Here is a 20,402-nt window from a genome sequence, read left to right on the forward strand (position 1 = left end):
GCTGCGGTACGTCCAAGCGCGGCGCGCATTGCTGCCCGGCGGAACTGTGGCGATAGTTGGCGCATTGTTTCATTGCCCCCTTGGGGAGGAAACAACAATGCGCTGGAAAATCAGCCACAACGGTCATGATCCCCGGCAGATCGACTTGCTGGCCGTGCTTGCCTTGCTCGTCGTGATCGTCGCCGCCTACGGCTACTTCACCCACAATCCGAACAAGCCAAGCACGACGGCGTTCATCGTGCCCAGCCAAAGCGTGAGGTGGTGACGCGCAGCCGAGCCCCCTGATGTTCCTCACGCGGATCGTTGCTTGGGATGCTCTCGCGAACACAAGCGTGAAAGCCAACCGTTCACTCGGCCGCGGCGGTGGCGGCCGTCCGTCGCGGCCGAGTGACGACCACGACCGCAAGCGCCGCCGCGACGAAGGCCGCGGCGACGTAGCCTGCGCTGTGCAGCCATTCGCGGGCGAACAGCAACCCGCCGATCGCGGAGCCGATGGCCTGGCCGATATACAGCACCGAGGTATTGAGCGAGACCGACGCCGAAGCGAGCGCCGGCGCCGCACCGACCAGGCGTACCTGCTGCATCGAATTGGTCGATGCAAAGCCGAGGCCCCACACCGCGACGGAGGCGGCCATCAGGGCGTAGGCGCCGGCGCTCAGCGCCCAGCCGGCGACGCCTGCGAGAAGCAGCACGGTGAACAGGACCGAGGTCTTCCAGGCGCCCCAGGAATCCACCACGCGCGTTGCGATCACGATGCCGACGAACCCGAAGATGCCGTAGAGCGCGAACACGATCCCGACGGCGTCCGCATTGGCGCCAGTCAGTTTGGCGAGCAGCGGCCCCATGAAGGTGAACACCACGAACTGGCCGGACATCTGCAGCGTCGTGATCGACAGCAGCAGAATGACCATCGGATTGCGGCCGAGATCGACCCAGGTTCGGAGATCAACCGGCGCGCCGTGCAATCCGCCTGGCAGCCGCCACCACAGCAGTAGGGAACTGACGAGCCCGGTCAGCGCGATCGCGCCATAGGTCGCGCGAAAGCCGTAGCGGCTTGCGATGAAGGTGATCAGCGGCAGCCCGATCGCGGCGGCGAGCGACCAGCCGAGAAAGATGTAGGCAATCGTGCTGCCGCGCTTCTCCACCGGCACGATCAGTGCCGCGGTGCCCGCCGCCTGCGGCGTGTAGAGCACGCCGACCGCGAGCATCACCAGCCGAATGATCAGGAGGCTGTCGTAGTTCGGCACAAAGGCGGATGCCGCATTGGTCAGCGTCAGCACCAGCAGCGTCGCCGTCAGCAGCGCCCGCCGCTCGATCCGGCTGGTCAACCACGCCGTCACCGGCGAGCCCACGCACAGCACGATCGCGCCGAAGGTGATCAGGAGACCCGCGGTGTGGATCGTGACGCCGAGTCCGTCGGACAACTCCGCCAGCATGCCGGCCGGCGCCAGCACCGAGCAGCCGGTGACGATGTTGCCGAGCATCAATGCGGTGGGAGCGAAGCGTTTCACGCCGCGTTGTTAGCAGACGCCGAGATCGATGCAACTGCATCTAAATGCATGGCACCTGATCGAACAGCGCCTCTTGCGCTCATGGCGACGGCGACGCCGCTGGCACCGCGCTGACACTCGGCGACGCGGCGGCCGGCAACGGGCTCGCAGGCTTCGGGCCGGCGGTCGCCGCCGGGCATGATGCCAGAAGCTGCGTCCAGCCCTGCTCCAGCCCGGTGGTGCCGATATCGAATGTCGCAAGGCCGGACTTGGTGTCAGACTTGACGTCGGACTTGGCGTCAGGCTTGGCGTCGGTTGCCGGCGGGCTTTCGCCGATCTGCAGATGCGGGGCCGCGAGCATCGCCTTGACGATGTCCGAGGTCACCGCCTCGCTCCAGACCTCGTATTTGCCGAACCGTGCCGACCGGCCGAATGCAACGGTCTTGGTCGCGCCGGCCATCATCAGCACCGTGCTCTTGCCGGCTGCCCCCTCCTCGAACTCGCGCACGAACATCAGCCGCCCGCGATCCTTGCTCTCGCAGAACAGCCGCCACTCCATCATGCGGAACGCGCTGCCGTCGGCCCTTTTCTGCTGCACGATCTTGCGAACATAGGGCCGTGTCTCCTTCTCCACCGCCCACAGGGTTTCCGGCAGCGGCCGCGTATCGATGCCGAATCGATAGAGCTCCGGCCGCGTCAGCACGTGCAGGTCCTCGAACTTCACGGACTTGATGAGGTCGCTGAGCTCATGGCTGATGCCCATCGCCGCGAGGAATACGTTGCGGTCGCGATCGGCGCTCACCATCTCGCGCCGCCTGAAGTCCGCGACGACCTGCGCAGGCGGATGCCCGTGGACGACGAACATCAGCTTGGAGTTATGCACCGCGAGCACCGAATCGGGCGCCACTTCGCGGCTGGTCGCGCCCAGGAACAGATAGGCGCAGGCCGACACGCACATCGCGTTGCGCGTGGCGAGCTCGGCCTCGACCTCGCCCTTGGCAGCCTTGATCTTCAGGCATGCGGCGTCGATCTGCGTGCCGGTGGAACAGGCCGGCACGATGGTACGGCCGACCCGGGCGATTGCCTTGTGCGCGCGCAGGAACCGCGCGATCCCATAGGACTGCTCGACGTTTCCGCCCGGCGAATGAAGGTAGATCGGAAGCTGCCTGTCCTTGACGGCAAACAGGAAGGTGCGAATCCGCTGAGCGGCTTCCCGATCGATCTCGCCTTCGATCGCGATCCAGCGATCGCAGCCGGCGCCGCAGGCGTTCGCTGGCCCATGGGCGAGATAGATGGTCAGCTTCTTCGCAAATCCGGCCTTCTGGACCGGTGTTTCTTCCGCCCGCAACACGCCCGGGATCAGAAGCAACGCCACGAAAAACAGGAGACGGGAAAACATGAACCTTGCGGATCGCGCGATGGCGGAAAACGGACGCCGGACGTTAGACGATGATCGGCAGCGTCGCAACGATCCGTGGCGTCGCCTGCAGCCGAGCCTTGTTCAAATCCGTGCGGCCGGTGGCCCATTTTCTTGATATTGCCGGATTGCAGGCGTCAAATCCCCTGCTATACCGCTGCTTTCCGCTTACCTGCGCTCGTTCGCAGGAGTGAGCTACAGGAGTCACCATGGCAGAAACGCCACCCAAATCCGAATCCGGATTCCAGTACAGCCTCTCTAACCTCAAACCCGCAGAACCCGTGAACAAGATCGCCCTCACCTTCCCTGATGGAGCGAGGCGCGATTTCCCGAGAGGGACCACCGGTCTCGACATCGCCAAAGGCATTTCGCCCTCGCTCGCCAAGCGCACCGTCGCGATGGCGCTCGACGGCACGCTTGCCGATCTCAATGATCCGATCGAGGCCGACGCCAAGATCGAGCTGATCGGCCGCGAAGACCCGCGCGCGCTGGAACTGATCCGGCACGATGCCGCGCATGTGCTGGCGGAGGCCGTGCAGTCGCTGTGGCCGGGCACCCAGGTCACGATCGGCCCGGTGATCGAGAACGGCTTCTACTACGACTTCTTCCGCAACGAGCCGTTCACCCCGGAAGATTTTGCCGCGATCGAGAAGCGGATGCGCGAGATCGTCGCGCGCGACAAGCCGTTCACCAAGGAAGTCTGGGATCGCGAGAAGACCAAGCAGGTGTTCCGCGACAAGGGCGAGGCCTTCAAGGTCGAGCTGGTCGACGCCATTCCCGGCAACGAGCCGATCAAGATCTACTTCCAGGGCGACTGGTTCGACCTCTGCCGCGGCCCGCACATGACCTCGACCGGCAAGATCGGCAACGCCTTCAAGCTGATGAAGGTGGCGGGCGCGTATTGGCGCGGCGACTCCAACAATCCGATGCTGACCCGCATCTACGGCACGGCATTCGCCAGGCAGGAAGACCTCGACGCCTATCTCAAGCAGATCGAGGAAGCCGAGAAGCGCGACCACCGCAAGCTCGGCCGCGAGCTCGACCTGTTCCACTTCCAGGAGGAAGGCCCGGGCGTGGTGTTCTGGCACCCCAAGGGCTGGACCATCTTCCAGCAGCTGATCGCCTATATGCGGCGCCGGCTGCTCGGCGACTACAACGAGGTCAACGCCCCGCAGATCCTCGACAAGGCGCTGTGGGAGACCTCGGGCCATTGGGACTGGTACCGCGAGAACATGTTTGCGGCGCAGTCCGCCGGCGACGAGGCCGAGGACAAGCGCTGGTTCGCGCTGAAGCCGATGAACTGCCCGGGCCATGTACAGATCTTCAAGCACGGGCTGAAGAGCTACCGCGACCTGCCGTTGCGGCTCGCCGAGTTCGGCGTCGTGCATCGCTACGAGCCGTCGGGCGCGATGCACGGCCTGATGCGGGTGCGCGGCTTCACCCAGGACGACGCCCATGTGTTCTGCACCGAGCAGCAGCTCGCCGACGAGTGCCTCAAGATCAACGACCTGATCCTGTCGACCTACGCCGATTTCGGTTTCGACGGCGAGCTCACGGTCAAGCTCTCGACGCGGCCGGAGAAGCGCGTCGGCACCGACGAGATGTGGGATCACGCCGAGCGCGTGATGGCGACGGTGCTGTCGGAGATCAAGGCCAAGGGCAGCAACCGCATCCGGACCGAGATCAATCCGGGCGAAGGCGCGTTCTACGGACCGAAGTTCGAGTATGTGCTGCGCGACGCCATCGGCCGCGACTGGCAGTGCGGCACGACCCAGGTCGACTTCAACCTGCCGGAGCGGTTCGGCGCGTTCTACATCGATCATGACGGCTCGAAGAAGGCGCCTGTCATGGTGCACCGCGCGATCTGCGGTTCGATGGAGCGCTTCATCGGCATCCTGATCGAGCACTATGCCGGCAACTTCCCGCTCTGGCTGGCGCCGACCCAGCTCGTGGTCACGACCATCACCTCCGAAGGCGATGAGTACGCCAAGGTGGTGGCGGCGGCAGCGCGCCGCGCCGGGCTGCGGGTCGAGATCGACCTGCGCAACGAGAAGATCAACTACAAGGTCCGCGAGCACTCGCTGGCCAAGATTCCGGCCCTGCTCGTCGTCGGCAAGAAGGAAGCCGAGACCCACTCGGTCTCGGTCCGCCGTCTCGGCAGCGAGCGGCAGACCGTGATGCCGACCGATGAGGCGATCGCCGCGCTGGTCGATGAGGCGACGCCGCCCGACGTGAAGCGGGCGCGATCCGTCGCCTGATCTTCACAATCGGTCTAAACTGGCTTTCATTGGCCTGGTCGTGTCCCCATCTTGGGGGCACGACTCCCCTTGAAGGACATTTCCGTGCCCGATGCCATTGAACTCCTGAAGACGCGCCGCTCGATGAAACCGCGCGAGATGACCGGCCCGGGCCCGTCCGCGGCCGAGCTCGAGACCATTTTGACGATCGGCGCACGCGTGCCTGACCACGGCAAGCTCGCGCCCTGGCGCTTCATCGTGTTCGAGGGCGATGCCCGCGCGCGGGCCGGCGACGTGATCGCAAAGGTCTTCGCCCGGAAGAATCCCGGGGCGCCGGCCTCCGACATCGAGGTCGAGAAGAAACGCCTGACCGACGCGCCGCTGGTGATCGGCGTGGTCTCCTTCACCAAGCCGCACCCGAAGGTGCCGCCGTGGGAGCAGGAATTGTCGGCGGGCGCCAGCGCGATGAACATCGTTACCGCGGCGACCGCGCTCGGCTACGGCGCCTGCTGGCTGACCGGCTGGTTCGTCTTCGACCGCGACGTGCTCGACGGCCTCGGCCTGAAGCCGGACGAGAAGCTCGCCGGGCTCATTCACATCGGCACCCCGACCAGGCCGAGCGAGGACCGCCCGCGCCCGGCCCTGTCGGATATCGTGACGCGGTTCTAGGGTATAGCCTTGTAGCCCGCATGAGCGGAGCGATATGCGGGACACTCGTCCCGGGTGTCGCTTCGCTCACCCGGGCTACAAAAGCCCTCGCCATTGTCGGGCATGACGACTACGCCGCCTTCGACGCACGCTCCGCAAAACTGCTCAGCAGCGCCGCGATCTCGCCGGCCGGCCTCGCCGCGCTGAACAGAAATCCCTGCACCTCGTTGCAACCTTCGGCGCGCAGCCAGTCGAGCTGGTCTGTCGTCTCGACCCCTTCCGCGGTCGTGGTGATCCTGAGGCTGCGGCCAAGGCCCGAGATCGCGCGCACGATCGCGAGGCAATCGGAGCGCCGCGCCAGATCCTTCACGAAGGAGCGGTCGATCTTGATCTTGTCGAACGGGAAGCTGCGCAGATAGCTCAGCGAGGAATAGCCGGTGCCGAAATCGTCCATCGAGATGCTGACGCCCAGCTCGCGCAGCTGATGCAGGATCGCGAGGTTGGCCTCGGTTTCCGCCAGGAACACCGACTCGGTGATCTCGAGCTCGAGCCGCCGCGCCGACAGGCCGGAATGCGCCAGCGCCGAGATCACGGCCTGGACCAGATTGCGGCTGCGGAACTGCACCGGCGACAGATTGACGGCGACCTTGACGTCGGCGGGCCACTTGATCGCCTCCGAGCAGGCTTCGCGCAGCACCCATTCGCCGAGCGCGACGATCAGGCCGATGTCTTCGGCAACCGGGATGAACTCCGCAGGTGAGACCATGCCCTTGTGCGGGTGCCGCCAGCGCAGCAGCGACTCGAAGCCAGAGATGCGGTCGGCCGCGATATCGACCAGCGGCTGGTAGTGCAGCTCGAACTCGCCGTTGCTGAAGGCCGCGCGCAGATCGCGCTCCATGTCGCGGCGCTTCTGCGCCTGCTGATCCATCTCCGGTTCGAAGAAGTGGTGCACGCCGCCGCCCTCGGACTTGGCGCGGTACAGCGCCATGTCGGCATTGCGCATCAATTCTTCCGACGTCGTGCCGTCACCCGGTGACAGCGCGATGCCGACGCTGGCGCCGACCACGACCTCGAGCCCGTCGATGTTGTAGGGCGCGCTCAGCGCTTCGATCAACCGTTCGGCGAAAGCGCTCGCCTCGTTCGGCGAAACGTCGGCCGCAAGCACGATCGCGAATTCGTCGCCGCCGAGGCGGGCCGCCACATTGTCGTCGCGGACCACCTCGAGCAGCCGCCCCGCCACCAGCTTGAGCAGCCGGTCGCCCATCGGATGCCCGAAGGAGTCGTTGACGTTCTTGAACAGGTCGAGGTCGATGCACATCACCGCGACGCGCTTGTTGCCGCTCCGGCCGCGCTCCAGCGCCTCGCGCAGGCGCTCCTGGTAGAAATCGCGGTTCGGCAAATTGGTGAGACCGTCATGGTGCGCCATATGCGCGATCCGCGCTTCGGCGGCGCGGCGCTCGGTGATGTCGACCACCGCGACCAGATAGCCGTCGCGGCCCTCGAACGCCACCTTGCGCCCGAAGGTCAGCACGTGGATCTCGCTGCCATCGGCCCTGATGTGCCGCCAGTCGCGGCTCGATTGATAGACGTCGCCGATCTCGCGCAAGGCGGCGCTGTGCACGCTCCACTCATCCACCGGCCAGATCTGGCGCAGCGTCATGCCGAGAAACTTTTCCCGGCTGTATCCATAATGCTGAACGGCGGCGTCGTTGACGCTGAGGAATTCCATCGTGCCGGCGTCGAACACCCACATCGGCATCGGGTTGTTCTCGAACAGCAGGCGGAACGACAGCTCGCGCTGCTTCAGCGCGGTGACGTCGGAGACGGTCAGCGACAGCATGTCGCCGAACGCCGTGACGCCGAGCCGCAGGCAGCGATCGCCGCTGTCGATCTCGAACTGCCCGCCCGGGCCGCCGCCGACAAATCCACGCAGACGGCTCATCACCGCTGACGCCGCAAGCGGATTGCCGCCGGCGCTGAGCCGGCGCCACAGCAATTCGGTCGCAGGCTGCATCAGCAGCCTTGCGGCGCCCTGGTTGAGATGCACGATCTGGAAGTCGGCCGGCTCGCCGCGCGCATCGCGGATCGCGGCGAGCGACAGCACGCCCTCGTCGGTGGCCGAGAAAATCGTATCGAGCAGATTGTACTGCGCATTGCGCTCGTTGACATAGACGCCGACCAGGATACCGCCCCAGCGCGACCGCGTCGGCAGCGCCAGCACGTCGAAGGTCCGCACCAGCCCGTCGCGGACGCAATGCGCCGACGCCAGATAGGGCCGGCAGTTCTCGCGCGCGTTTGCGGCCGCTTCGGTCAACGCGGTGGCGCAATCCGGCGGCAGGGCGCTGAGCGGAATGTCCCAGCGCTCGTCGTTCAGCCATGTCTGGACATAGCGGCCGGCATGCGAGACGCTGAGCATGCCATCGACGCTCCGCAGCAGCACGATATGATCCGCGAGCCGGCCGAGACTGCCGAGCATCACGTCTTCATAGTGCGGCAGCTTTTCGCCGGGACGGACCGCGGCCTGCCACTTGCGTTGCAGAACCGGTACGTCGGCGAACATCTCGGAATTGAATTTGGCCGATGCTTTAGCTGATTTCTTGTTGGCCATGACCATGGCGCGCCCCACGCAAACACTAGTCCCCACGGCATCCAAGTCATGCCGCGGCTTAACGTCATGTAAAAATAGGCAGGCCCGGTATCGCCGCGAGCGATTATGACGGCTCAAATCCGCGCGATGGTTAGTTCACATTAGAGACTATGACAGCTGCATGAAATGCAGGACCGGCCGGACGTCAGCGCGCCACGACCTCGACTTCGCCATCGACACCGTTGACGACATTGAAGGGGCGCTCGAACACCTTGCCTTCGTTCTTGGCGATCGCGCGATACTCGCCCTCGGAGAGCACGACACGCGGGAACGCGCCGATCGATTCCTTGATCACGTCGCCGCCCGGCGTGATCACCGACCAGGCGGTGTTGGCAAGCGCCTCGCCGCCCCGCTCGCTGACCAGCTTGAGGGTGATGACGGCGGCGCGATGGGTGACGGTGACGTCGGTCAGCTTGCCCGCCCCGACGCGAATGTCGGAGCGCACCACCGAGTTGGCGTCGCCATAGTTGGAGACGATGTAGTAGGTGCCCTCGGGCAGCAGCGCGACGTCGCCGGCGGCAACGTTCGGCACCATCGGTCCACGGTCCGAACCGTCGAACTGGCTGCCCTTGTAGATCGCAAACGAGATCTGGTTGGCGGGGATCTTGCTGCTGCCGACCCGACCCTCGATCCGCAGGCCCCCGGCCGGCAGCACGAAGGACTCGCGGTCGGTCTCCGACTTCAGGCTGACGGCGCGCACCGCGCTGACGAGGCCGAGCGCGACATGGACGACATAGTTGCCGGGCGGCAGTACCACGTTGGGCGTCGCCCCGCGCTCTTCGCGGACCAGCTTGTAGGTGCCGTTGTCGTCAGGTTTGTCGGCGAACACCCGCCACACCAGCCCGGCATTGATGACCGGCAGGTCCTTGCCGTACCGCGCCGTCAGCGACAGCACCGCCTGCCCCGCGGCCGGCGACCCGGCCGGCGGCGCTGCTACCACCGGCGGCACGGTCGCAATCGAGGGCTGGACGATGGTCGGCTGGTTCAGCGGACCAGGCAGAACGGGCCCTGAACCGCCGCCCGATGGCGGCGCCAGGTTGAGCGCCGGACCGGACGGCACCTCCGGGACCGAGGCGGGCGGAATCGGCGGCGGCCGGTCGCTGAAGAACTGTGCAGATACGGAACCGGGGATCAGGGCGAGCAAAAATGCCGCAAGCGTCAACAGCGGAAGGAGCCGCATGCCCCGTCCGCATCCGCCGATGCCGTTGCCCCTCGAAGTCATCATCATGCTTTTCAACGAAAACGCGGCAAATTCAAGCCTTCGTCCAAGGGGATCCAGGGGGCGTCCAAGGCTTTGTCACAGTCCGGGTGGGCGGTGCCCGCCATTTGGAACCGCGCGATCAAGCCGATGTTAGCCCTATCGTCGCGGTCCAGTCACATTCCCTGCCTACCGCGGACTACCCGGGGCATGAATCGTGCCTGTGGGACTAACCATGAAGACGGACGACGCTGGCGCAGCCATGCTGCGCAGCCTAGTCTCGCGCTGGCAGGAGATTTGTCGTGTTGGATAGCTGGATGGGCCGAGGCCACAAGAGCTCCGACGGCCCCGACAAGGTAGGCCTGGGAACGGTTCGCCGGCCGGTCATCGGGCTTGCGCTCGGCGGCGGCGCCGCGCGCGGCTTTGCCCATATCGGCATCATCAAGACCCTGCTGGCCCACGGCATCGTCCCCAATGTGGTGGTCGGCACCTCGATCGGCTCCGTGGTCGGTGGCGCCTATGCGGCCGGCCATATCGAGACGCTGGAGCAATGGGCGCGCGGCCTGCAGCCGCGCAGCGTGCTCGGCTACCTCGACATCCGCCTCAACGGCTCCGGCCTGATCCGCGGCGCCAAGCTGGCCGCCGAGATCGAGGCTGCGTTGGGCCAGGTCATGATCGAGGACCTCACGGTCAAGTTCGCCAGCGTCGCCACCGAAGTGCGCACCGGGCACGAGATCTGGCTGACCCAGGGTCGCGTCGTCGACGCCATGCGCGCCTCCTACGCCCTGCCCGGCATCTTCGCGCCGGTCCTGATCGGCGACCGCTGGTTGGTCGACGGCGCGCTGGTCAATCCGGTGCCGGTCTCGGCCGCGCGCGCGCTCGGCGCCGAGATCGTCATTGCGGCGAACCTCTCCAGCGACGTGTTCGCGCACTCGACCACGATCTACAATCACGGCCCGTCCGCCGCGCCGGAGGTGACGGTTGCGGTGACCGCCGAGGCCGAACTTGAGCCGGAGCCGCCGAAGCGCCGGTTTGGCCGCTTCTTCTCCGCCGAACGTACCGTGAAGCGGGAGTTTTTCGGCAGCGCCAGCCGGCCCGGCATCTCGAGCGTCATGGTCGACGCCTTCAACATCATGCAGGACCGCATCACCCGCGCACGCCTTGCCGGCGATCCGCCTGATATGCTGATCTCGCCGCGGGTCGGTCAGATCGGCTGGTTCGACTTCCACCGCGCCGACGACCTGATCGCGCACGGGATACGCGCCGCCGAACGCTCCATCAGCGCAATCGAGGAAGCGATCGACATCCTGGCGCCGCCGTCTAGCGGCGCGGGCAGCACCGGGAAGTAGCGCTCAGGCGGTCTTGATGTAGTCGCGCAACGCCTCCTGCTCGCGCTCATATTCCTCGACGCGCCGCTTGACGATGTCGCCGATCGAGATCAGCCCGACCACCTTGCCGTCCTCGACGACAGGAAGATGGCGGAATTTCCCCGTGGTCATCATCTCCATGATGCCGCTGACCGTATCGGACTCGCGGCAGCTCACGACCTTCTTGGTCATGACCGCGCTGACCGGTTCGTCCAGCGCGCCCGCGCCGCGCTCAGAGAGCACGCGCACGATGTCGCGCTCCGACAGGATGCCCTCCATGCGGCTCTGCTCCATCACCAGCACCGCGCCGATCCTACGCTCGCCGAGCAGCTTGACCGCGGCCGAGAGCTTCGCGCCGGGCGCGACGCTCATGACCTGATGGCCTTTTGCATCGAGAATGGAACGTACCGTCATTGTCGGCCTCCCTGAATCCGCTCGCGCCCCGCTTGAGCGGAGCCGAGCCTGTTCGCCAGAGTCTTCAATCAACAGTTCCGCGCCGATTTCGGTTCCGGGGCGCGGCGAGTAGCAGGGCTCGATTTGTCGGCCCGCTTTGTTTCTGCGTCACAAAGATGATGGAGGAATTCGATCCAGGCCGCAAGCGGCGATCAGACGCGCCCCGACTGATCCACCGACGACGCATCTGCAGCATCGTCCCGCGTGCGCGGCACCGGATCGAACAACGAGAACAGCAGCAGTCCGGCGAGGAAGCCGCCGATATGCGCCTGCCAGGCGACGCTCGCGCCCTCGCCGCCGAGCGACAGCGAGGTGGCGCCGAACAGGATGTTGACGCCGAACCATATCGCCAGGAAGGCGAGCACCCGTCCGTTGCGCAGCGCCCGCCACAGCGACAGCGCAGGCACCTTGGCCGCCGCCTCGGCATCGCCACGGCTGAACGACAGGAAGCTGCCCTTCACGAAGGCAAAGCGGATCGCCGCCGCCATCGTCCCCGACACCGAAGCCGACGCTCCGATCATCGGCGCGATCGCGTGCTCATGGGTCAACAGATGCGCAAGCGCCCCGGCGGCCGCCGTCACCGCCATGAAGACAAAGAAACGCAGCGCGCCGAAGCGCCGCGCCAGCGCGCTGCCGAACGGCAGCAACCACAGCACGTTGAAGCCGATATGGGTGAGGTTGGCGTGCAGCAGCGAATAGGTGACGAAGGTCCAGACCTTGGCGCCTTCGCCGCCCGGAAAGGTGATGTCGAGCAGCGTCGAATCGTAGCGCTTCGGGATGAAGCCGAAGACGTCGATGGTCCAGTTCTCCAGCTCCGGCGGCAGCAGCACCCGCAGATGAATCACCGCGATCAGGAGGATGTAGGCGGTGAGCGCCGGCGGCAAGGTCAGGATCGGCTCGCGCGGCGCCTCCGGCGGCGGCGCGAGCGGGGATTCGGGATGGGAGTCCAAGGGGTCGGCGACCTCGATGCGGCGGTGGATCAGAGATAGGCGGCTTTCGCACCCCTGTGCAAGTGCACAATCCCAAAATCGGACACCGGGTGTCGCGCAGTGCGGAATCGGGACAAAAGAAAAGGGAGGGCGCTGAGAACGCCCTCCCTGGTCTGCTGGTCTTTCTCGTGCCCCGGAGGGATCGGGAGAAAATCCCCACCCTCCCCGCACGGTGACCAAACTGTTTGACGCCACCTGTGTACCAACGGCGCCGGCGCTTGGGGCAGCCGGCGCGAACGGGAACGCGCGGACCCTACCCACTGGTTCCGCGGGGGCCAAGGACATAGTTAAATTTACGTTAACAACACAAAGCTGCCGATAAGCCGCCCAAAGCGCGGCCACGGCATGGACGCTGCACAGCCTTCCCTGCACAACAGAGAAGGGAAGGCGCCTGAGCAAAACCGGGACAGATGTGTCCCGCCGAGACAGGTGCCGGGCAAGGTTTAGATGAAACACAGCTCGAGCCGCGAGTTCTTCGCATATTGGAATGCGAAGCGCGGCACCGCACGTGCACCTGACCGGAGTGAGTTCGAGCCGTCCGCGGTACGCGAACTGCTGTCCGACATCTTCGTGCTGTCCTATGACGGCGAGACCCGATTTCCGTTCCGCGTCGCCGGCACCCGCACCTCCGCCCTGCTCGGTTGCGACCTCAAGAACCGGAGCTTTTCCGCCCTGTTCACCGGTGCGAGCCGCGGCGAGATCGAAGACATCATCACCTGCGTCGTCGAAGAGACCCTGCCGGCCATCGCCGGCATCACCGCCACGACCGAGAGCGGCGCCAAGGCGCATCTCGAGCTGCTGCTGCTGCCCTTCACGAGCCGCGTCCACATGCCGGCGAGCCTCACCGGCCTGCTCGCCCCGTTCGAGGACGACGTCGGCCGGCTGCACGACCTGGTGCTGACCTCGTGGCGTTACCTGCATCCCCAGGAGCGGTTCGTGCCGCGGACCCTGCGCAAGCTCGCCATCGCGCGCGGCCTGATGGTCTACGAGGGCCTGCGCTAGCCGCCGGCACCCGCCTGGGGACGGGATGGCAGGCGCCGGTCGCTTGCACCCCGCCCCGCGGAACTCTATTAGCTGTCTGGCCGCCACGGCGGGGTGGACCCGCTCATTGCAGCTGCGGCCGGGTTGGGCATGTTTCGGAATTCGATCAGGCAGAAGATCGTCGGCATTGCCGCGGGACTCATCATCCTCGCGGTGGTCACCTCGCTGCTGTCGATGGTGATGGCGGGCCAGGTCGGCCATCTCCTCGACGAGCTCACCAACCGCTACATCCCCGCCTATGGCCACCTCGCCCGCGTCAACATCCGCGCGCTGGAGCGGTCGCTCGCCATGCGCCGGATGATGATGGCGAAGATGCAGGCGCCGGGCGAAGACTCCGGCTACGAAAGCGCGCGCAAGGCCTTCGACGAGATCGAGCCCCTGATCAAGCGCGAGGCCGACGCCGCGCGCACGCTGATCGATGCGATCATCGCCGATCCCTCGACGCCATCCGACAACGCCGCGCTCGGACGCCTCGATGACCGCATCGACAATGCCGTCAACGACCTGTTGATGCGCCTGAACGCAGAGAACAAGACGCTGCTCGAGCAAATCGACGCCAAGGACTTTGCGGCGGCGAAAGCGACCACGCTGCGCGCCGACGCCCTGCGCGACGACTTCAACACCAGGATCGAGGGCATCCGTGCCGACATGCTGGCGCAGGTCGCTTCCGCCGCTGCGAAGGTGATGAGTGCCCAGCAGCGGGCGATCATCATCTCCGGCGTCGTGACCGCCATTGCCGCGATCCTCGGCTTCGTGTTCGCGATGCTGGTCGGCAGCGGCATCACGCGGCCGGTGATGCGCCTGCTCGAAAGCACCCGCGAGGTCGAGGCCGGCCGCCTCGACGGCGCCATCACCATCACGACCCAGGACGAGATCGGCCAGCTGTCGGCCGCCTTCAACCGCATGATCGAGACGCTGCGGCACAACCAGCGCATCCGCGAGACGTTTGGCCGCTACATCAATCCGCGGATCGCCGAGGGCCTGCTCGAACAGCCCGCGATCGCCGCGACCGAAGGACAGCGCCGCGTCATGACGGTGATGTTCTGCGACATGAAGGGCTTCACCAGCCTGAGCGAGGGCGTGACGCCGAGCGGCCTCGTCAAGATCATGAACCTCTACCTGTCGACGATGTCGGCGCCGGTCCATGCGCATCGCGGCATCATCGACAAATATATCGGCGACGCCATCATGGCCTATTGGGGCGCGCCCTTCGTCGAGGAGGCCGAGCAGACCCATCTGGCCGCGCTTGCCGCCATCGACATGATCGGCCAGGTCAACCAGCTGCGCAAGGATCTGCCGGAACTGCTCGGCGTCCGCGTGATTCCGGCCGATTGCGACATCCGGATCGGGATCGCCACCGGCGAGGCCCTGGTCGGCAGCATCGGCTCCGAGTTCATGATGAGCTACACCGTGCTCGGCGACACCGTGAACCTCGCCTCGCGGCTGGAAGGCGCCAACAAGTTCTACGGCAGCCGCAGCCTGATCTCGGAGGCCACCGCCGCGGCCTGCGCCGCAACCATCGAGCTGCGCGAGATCGACCGCCTCGTGGTGATGGGGCAGACCCAGCCGGTCGCGGTGTTCGAGATCCTCGGCAAGAAGGACGAACTGACGCCGGCGCAGACCGAGTTGCGGCAGCGTTACGCGGATGGTCTCGCCGCCTATCGCGAGCGCCGCTGGGATGACGCCGAGCAAGCCTTCGCCGCGGCGCTGGCGGCGGCGCCCGGCGACGGCCCGTCGATCGCCATGAAGGCGCGCGTCGCAGCGTTCAGGCAAGATCCGCCGGCGGCCGATTGGGACGGCGCCTGGCATCCGGAGCGGAAGTAGCGGCGTCACGCTCATCCAGGCTCCGCCGCTACAGCTGGGCCTCGATCGCAACCTTGTCGATCACCGACCAGACCTGCACGATCTTCCCGTCGCGGAATTCATAGAACACGTTTTCGGCAAACGAGACGCGCTTGCCGTTGACGCCGAGACCGAGGAACGCGCCCTTCGGCGAACAGTCGAACGCCAGCCGGCTCGCGACGTTGGACGCATCCGACACCAGCAGAACGATGTTGAAGCGAAGGTCCGGGATGTCGCGAAAGTCCCCTTCCAGCATCGCGCGATAGCCGGATAACCCGAGCCGCCGGCCGTTGTGGCACACATCCTCGTCAACGAACTGACCGAGTTGCGGCCAGTCCTGGCGATTCAAACAGGCAATGTAGTTCCGGTAGATCTCGGCGAGGTCCGTTTTCATCATCGATCGTCCTCCTTGCCGCGGGTCCAGATGGCCATTGAGCATCTGAGTGCGATTCTAACACCGATGTCAGTTTCGACTCCGATGTCCGATGGCGCGAACGAAACACTCAGCCAGCGTGCACGTGAAAGCGCGACGTCCCGAAGAGACAGTGCGATTGCCGCTTCGGCAAACAATTTCTCAAACCGCGCGGAATGTCTCGCGCGATCGGGAGTTAGTGCTTCAGGTCAATAACTGTCCTTGTCAAATCGGAGGCGTACATGATCAAGTCACCGATGATGCTTGCGGCATTCCTGACAGCGCCGATCATTCTGTTCCCACCGCAGACCGCCGTCGCGGCTGGCGGAGGTGGCGGCGGTGGTGGTGGTGGCGACCCATACGGGTCGAGCTACGGCACTCCCGCGCCGTCCTATCCCCAGCAGAAGGACAGAAAGACCACGCACAAGGTCAAGAAGCCCTTCAAGCAGTCCGGCTTCGAAGACCCGGCGTTCCGCGACGGCTATCGCGCAGCCTATGCGACAATCTACGAACGCAACGACTACGCCGCCGCGATCGATCAGTTGCACGCACTCGGCCGCGATGATCAGCCGAACGTCGCGAACCTGATTGGCTACTCCTATCGCAAGCTCGGCGACTACAAGCAATCGCAGGTCTGGTACGAACGTGCGCTCAAGGCCGATCCGAACCACGTCCTGACGTGGAACTACTACGGCCTGTGGCAGATCGAACAGGGAAACCGCGACCAGGCGCAGTATCATCTGCAGCGGATCGCCGAGATCTGTGGCACCGAATGCGAAGAGTATCGGACGCTGGCGGCGGCACTGGAAAAGCCGCCGGGTACGAACCTCGTCTACTGAGCGCGTCGCGTAGCCCGCATGAGCGGAGCGACATGCGGGGAAGGACCGCCCCGGATGTCGCTGTCGCTTGTCCGGGCTATGCCTGTGAGCCGCGTTGTTCGCGTGTCCGTTTTTGCGGGAATTTCGCCGTTTTGGTCGACGTGACCAGCGAGTAGCTTGCGTGCCGGGCGACGCACGCGGATATTCTGAGATCGATCATCATGACCTGGCGGCTTCTCGCGTGGAGCGGCATCGCCGTTGCCGCGCTGGTTCCAATCATCGGCGGCATCTGGCTCTTCACCCTGCCCGCCGCATCGGCGTTCCGCGTTCCGCCGCCGATCGCGACGCAAGAGCACGACGCGATGCTCGCGGCGCTGAAGCCGCCGAAGCGGTCGCGCCCGCTGATCGCGATACCCGGCATCAACGACATGACCGAGACCACCGACTATCTGATGCCCTACGGCATCCTCAAGCGCGCCGATGTTGCCGATGTCGTCACGCTGGCGACGGGACCCGGTCCAGTCGCGCTGTTCCCGGTGCTGAAGGTCGAGCCTGATGCGACCATCGCCGCATTCGATGCCGCACATGGCGACGGCGCCGACTACGTTATCGTGCCGGCGATGAGCCGCGACGACGATCCGGCGGTCATGCAATGGGTCCGGCAGCAGGCGGAGAAAGGCGCCGTGATCGTCGCCGTCTGCGCCGGCGCCAAGGTGCTCGCCTCGACCGGCCTGCTCGACGGCAGGCGCGCCACCACGCACTGGTTTTACCTGAAGAACTGGCGCAGCAAACATCCTGAGATCCGCTATGTCGCCGACCGCCGCATCGTGGTCGACCACGGCGTCGCGACGACGACCGGGATTTCGGCCTCGATGCCGATGTCGCTGACCCTGATCGAGGCGATCGCCGGCCGTACCAGGGCTGAGGCCGTCGCGCGCGAGATCGGCCTGCCCGGCTGGGACGCGCGGCATGACAGCAACGCCTTCAAGTTCACGCGTCCCTTCGCGCTGACCGCCATCCGGAACACGCTGGCGTTCTGGAACCGGGAACAGCTCGGCCTCGCGCTTGCCCCCGGCGTCGACGAGGTCTCGCTGGCGCTGGTCGCCGACAGCTGGTCGCGCACCTACCGCTCGCATGCCGTGACCTTCGCCGCGACCGACGACGTCGTCACGACCCGCAACGGCCTGCGCGTCTATCCGCAAGTCGTGGCGCCGGATTGGTCCGCAGATCGTCTGCTGCCCGCGGTCGGCACCGCGCCGCCCGCGCAGGCGCTCGACCGGGCGCTTGCCGGGATCGAGACACGCTATGGCCGTGATACGGCCGATTTCGTCGTCGCGCAGCTCGAATATCCACGGGCTGACGCCGTGCAGTGAGGGATTGCGTCCCCAACAACGTATTCGATCCCCCATCCGCCCCATTGTCATCTGCCTGTCATGAATTGTGCCGACACGTCAGCGCCGGACCAGTTCGGGGACACGCATGGACTATTTCAAACGCTTCAACTTCCTGTTCGCTGCGCCGGTGTTCGAGGCCGACGACCTCGAGGGCATCCGCTTCAACCAGATCATCGCCGAGATCGAGCGCTCCGGCTTCGAGGTGGTTCGCGCCCGCAAGCTGGAGGATGCCGAGATCGCGGTGCAGACCGACGCCGCGATCGGCTGCATGGTGGTCGATTGGGGCAAGAAGGGACTTGAGGGCAAGACCGCGGCGCTGATCAACCTGATGCGCCGGCGCGGCCTCGACTTCCCGATCATCCTGTTGATCCGGCGCAAGCGGTTCGAGGACCTGCCGGTCGAGGTGCTCGATTTCATCGACGGCTACGTGTTCCTGTCCGAGGAAACCCCGCCCTTCATCGCCAAGAACCTGATCTCCAGGCTGAAGCAATATGCCGAGAATTTGAAGACGCCGTTCTTCGGCGCCCTGGTCGACTATGCCGAGGAAGGCAACCAGCTCTGGACCTGCCCGGGCCACAATGGCGGCGTGTTCTACAGCCGCAGCCCAATCGGACGGGTGTTCGTCGAACACCTTGGCGAAGCGGTGTTCCGCGACGACCTCGACAATTCCGTGCTCGACCTCGGCGACCTCCTCACCCACGAAGGGCCGGCGCTGCGGGCGCAGAAGGAGGCGGCCCGGATCTTCGGCGCTGAAAAGACGTATTTCGTGCTCAACGGCACCTCGACCTCCAACAAGGTCGCGCTCGGCTCGCTGGTCACCGACGGCGACCTCGTGCTGTTCGACCGCAACAACCACAAGGCCGCGCATCACGGCGCGCTTTTGATCGGCGGCGGCATCCCGGTCTACGTGCCGACGGTGCGCAACGCCTGGGGCCTGATCGGGCCGATGCGCTGGGACCTGCTCGACGAGGGCACGCTGCGCGACCACATCCGCAAGCACCCGCTGGTCAAGGACGAGAACGCCTGGAAGAAGGAGCGTCCGTTCCGGGTCGCCGTGGTCGAGCAGTGTACCTATGACGGCACCATCCACTCGGCCGAGATGATCCTCAAGCGGATCGGCCATCTCTGCGACTACATCCTGTTCGACGAGGCCTGGGCCGGCTTCATGAAATTCCACCCGATCTATGCCGGCCGCTTCGCCATGGGACTGTCCGATCTCGGCCCCGAGGCGCCCGGCATCATTGCGACCCAATCGACCCACAAGCAGCTCGCGAGCTTCTCGCAGGCCTCGCAGATCCACATCCGCGACCGCCACATCAAGGGCCAGAAGCGCCGGGTCGAGCATCGCCGCTTCAACGAAAGCTTCATGCAGCACGCCTCGACGTCGCCGTTCTACCCGCTGTTCGCCTCGCTCGATGTCGGCGCGCAGATGATGAAGGGCCGCTCCGGCGAAGTCTTGTGGGACGACACGATCCGGCTCGGCATCGAGCTGCGCAAGAAGATCCGCGCCGTGAAGCGCGAGTTCGAGGAGAAGGAGACGCGCCCCGAGCGGCGCTGGTTCTTCGAGCCGTTCGTGCCGGATCGCGTGAAGATCCCCGACGTCGCGCGCGAGAACGGCGTGCACAATGTCGCCTGGGAGACGATCTCGACCGATCAGCTCGCGACCAATCCGTCCTACTGGCAGCTCAGTCCCGGCGAGACCTGGCACGGCTTTCCCGAGCTGACCGCGGGCTTCGCGATGACCGACCCGAACAAGCTCACATTGCTGACGCCGGGCTTCGATCACGCCACCGGCGCCTATGCCGATCACGGCATCCCCGCGCCGGTGGTGGCGCAATATCTGCGCGAGAACCAGATCGTCGCCGAGAAGAACGACCTCAACTCGCTGCTGTTCCTGCTGACGCCCGGCGTCGAGGCCAGCAAGGCCGGCACACTGGTGTCGGGGCTCGTCGCCTTCAAGAAGCTGCACGACGACAACGCGCTGATCGAGGACGTCATCCCCGAATTCTTCCGCCGTCGCCCGCAACGCTACACCGGGGTGCGGCTGCGCGACCTCTGCGGCGACATGCACCGCTTCTTCCGCGACGGCGGCGTCAGCACGCTGCAGGCCAGGCAATTCCTGCCCGAGCACCTGCCCGAGATCGCGATGTCGCCGCGCCAGGCCGCACAATATCTCATCCGCAACGATGTCGACTATCTGCCGATCGACCAGATCTTCGGCCGCGTCGCCGCGACGCCGTTCGTGGTCTACCCGCCCGGCATCGCCACCATCGTGCCCGGCGAGCGGCTGTCGGAACGCAGCAAGCCAATGATCGATTACCTGAAGATGTTCGAGGCGAGCTTCAATGCGTTCCCGGGCTTCGAGGTCGAGGTCCAGGGCATCTACAAGGAGATCGACGACTCCGGCCGTGTCCGCTTCTACACCTATGTCGTGTCCGAATAGGCGAAC

General features: G+C 65.7%; 16 protein-coding genes. 9 read left to right on the top strand and 7 right to left on the bottom strand.

Annotated features, from left to right (window positions below; translation table 11 throughout):
* Nucleotides 1-97 precede the first annotated feature (97 nt).
* The gene (locus ACVMB1_RS17350; protein WP_016843922.1) at nucleotides 98-265 is read left to right on the top strand and encodes a hypothetical protein; all 168 of its coding nucleotides are present in this window, start codon (nucleotides 98-100) and stop codon (nucleotides 263-265) included.
* A gap of 82 nt (nucleotides 266-347) precedes the next feature.
* On the opposite strand, the gene ACVMB1_RS17355 is transcribed toward ACVMB1_RS17350, so the two are convergent.
* Nucleotides 348-1,484 carry an MFS transporter gene (locus tag ACVMB1_RS17355; RefSeq protein ID WP_076831626.1) on the bottom strand — a complete coding sequence of 379 codons (1,137 nt, stop codon included), beginning with the start codon at nucleotides 1,482-1,484 and terminating at the stop codon, nucleotides 348-350.
* A 106-nt stretch (nucleotides 1,485-1,590) separates the two neighbouring features.
* On the bottom strand, nucleotides 1,591-2,889 hold the full coding sequence (locus ACVMB1_RS17360; RefSeq protein ID WP_076831629.1) for a COG3904 family protein: 1,299 nt from the start codon (nucleotides 2,887-2,889) through the stop codon (nucleotides 1,591-1,593).
* A 227-nt stretch (nucleotides 2,890-3,116) separates the two neighbouring features.
* On the opposite strand from ACVMB1_RS17360, the gene thrS reads away from it, so the two are divergent.
* A complete protein-coding gene (gene thrS, locus ACVMB1_RS17365) occupies nucleotides 3,117-5,165 on the top strand; it encodes a threonine--tRNA ligase (RefSeq protein WP_076831632.1) in 2,049 nt (682 codons plus the stop codon).
* An 84-nt stretch (nucleotides 5,166-5,249) separates the two neighbouring features.
* On the top strand, nucleotides 5,250-5,813 hold the full coding sequence (locus ACVMB1_RS17370; RefSeq protein ID WP_076831733.1) for a nitroreductase family protein: 564 nt from the start codon (nucleotides 5,250-5,252) through the stop codon (nucleotides 5,811-5,813).
* Nucleotides 5,814-5,922: 109 nt separating this feature from the next.
* On the opposite strand, the gene ACVMB1_RS17375 is transcribed toward ACVMB1_RS17370, so the two are convergent.
* A complete protein-coding gene (locus tag ACVMB1_RS17375) occupies nucleotides 5,923-8,406 on the bottom strand; it encodes a putative bifunctional diguanylate cyclase/phosphodiesterase (RefSeq protein ID WP_076831635.1) in 2,484 nt (827 codons plus the stop codon).
* 178 nt (nucleotides 8,407-8,584) lie between these two features.
* Nucleotides 8,585-9,661: a hypothetical protein gene (locus ACVMB1_RS17380; RefSeq protein ID WP_028342693.1), complete on the bottom strand. Its 1,077-nt coding sequence runs from the start codon at nucleotides 9,659-9,661 to the stop codon at nucleotides 8,585-8,587.
* A gap of 278 nt (nucleotides 9,662-9,939) precedes the next feature.
* On the opposite strand from ACVMB1_RS17380, the gene ACVMB1_RS17385 reads away from it, so the two are divergent.
* Nucleotides 9,940-10,986 (top strand): patatin-like phospholipase family protein, encoded by a 1,047-nt coding sequence (locus ACVMB1_RS17385; protein ID WP_057019669.1) that lies wholly within the window; start codon nucleotides 9,940-9,942, stop codon nucleotides 10,984-10,986.
* 3 nt (nucleotides 10,987-10,989) lie between these two features.
* Here the strand turns inward: ACVMB1_RS17385 and ACVMB1_RS17390 are convergent, their stop codons facing one another.
* Complete coding sequence (locus ACVMB1_RS17390) at nucleotides 10,990-11,418, bottom strand: CBS domain-containing protein (RefSeq protein WP_057019670.1); 429 nt, start codon at nucleotides 11,416-11,418, stop codon at nucleotides 10,990-10,992.
* A gap of 191 nt (nucleotides 11,419-11,609) precedes the next feature.
* Nucleotides 11,610-12,407, bottom strand: a complete 798-nt coding sequence (locus tag ACVMB1_RS17395) for a rhomboid family intramembrane serine protease (protein ID WP_057019671.1) — start codon at nucleotides 12,405-12,407, stop codon at nucleotides 11,610-11,612.
* A gap of 486 nt (nucleotides 12,408-12,893) precedes the next feature.
* On the opposite strand from ACVMB1_RS17395, the gene ACVMB1_RS17400 reads away from it, so the two are divergent.
* Together ACVMB1_RS17400 and ACVMB1_RS17405 are read left to right on the top strand one after the other, a co-directional pair.
* On the top strand, nucleotides 12,894-13,448 hold the full coding sequence (locus ACVMB1_RS17400; protein WP_057019672.1) for a PAS domain-containing protein: 555 nt from the start codon (nucleotides 12,894-12,896) through the stop codon (nucleotides 13,446-13,448).
* Between the two features lie 129 nt (nucleotides 13,449-13,577).
* Nucleotides 13,578-15,311 (top strand): adenylate/guanylate cyclase domain-containing protein, encoded by a 1,734-nt coding sequence (locus ACVMB1_RS17405; protein WP_076831638.1) that lies wholly within the window; start codon nucleotides 13,578-13,580, stop codon nucleotides 15,309-15,311.
* Nucleotides 15,312-15,339: 28 nt separating this feature from the next.
* Here the strand turns inward: ACVMB1_RS17405 and ACVMB1_RS17410 are convergent, their stop codons facing one another.
* Nucleotides 15,340-15,726 carry an ester cyclase gene (locus ACVMB1_RS17410; RefSeq protein ID WP_076831641.1) on the bottom strand — a complete coding sequence of 129 codons (387 nt, stop codon included), beginning with the start codon at nucleotides 15,724-15,726 and terminating at the stop codon, nucleotides 15,340-15,342.
* 257 nt (nucleotides 15,727-15,983) lie between these two features.
* On the opposite strand from ACVMB1_RS17410, the gene ACVMB1_RS17415 reads away from it, so the two are divergent.
* The 3 genes from ACVMB1_RS17415 to ACVMB1_RS17425 all read left to right on the top strand — a co-directional run bounded on the left by ACVMB1_RS17415 (nucleotide 15,984) and on the right by ACVMB1_RS17425 (nucleotide 20,396).
* Nucleotides 15,984-16,580 (top strand): tetratricopeptide repeat protein, encoded by a 597-nt coding sequence (locus tag ACVMB1_RS17415; RefSeq protein WP_076831644.1) that lies wholly within the window; start codon nucleotides 15,984-15,986, stop codon nucleotides 16,578-16,580.
* A gap of 200 nt (nucleotides 16,581-16,780) precedes the next feature.
* Entirely contained in the window at nucleotides 16,781-17,932 is a 1,152-nt protein-coding gene (locus ACVMB1_RS17420; RefSeq protein ID WP_456848768.1) for a DJ-1/PfpI family protein, read from the top strand.
* Nucleotides 17,933-18,038: 106 nt separating this feature from the next.
* Complete coding sequence (locus ACVMB1_RS17425; protein WP_076831649.1) at nucleotides 18,039-20,396, top strand: Orn/Lys/Arg family decarboxylase; 2,358 nt, start codon at nucleotides 18,039-18,041, stop codon at nucleotides 20,394-20,396.
* The last annotated feature ends 6 nt before the right edge of the window (nucleotides 20,397-20,402 follow it).

Source organism: Bradyrhizobium sp. USDA 4504 (assembly GCF_054063995.1).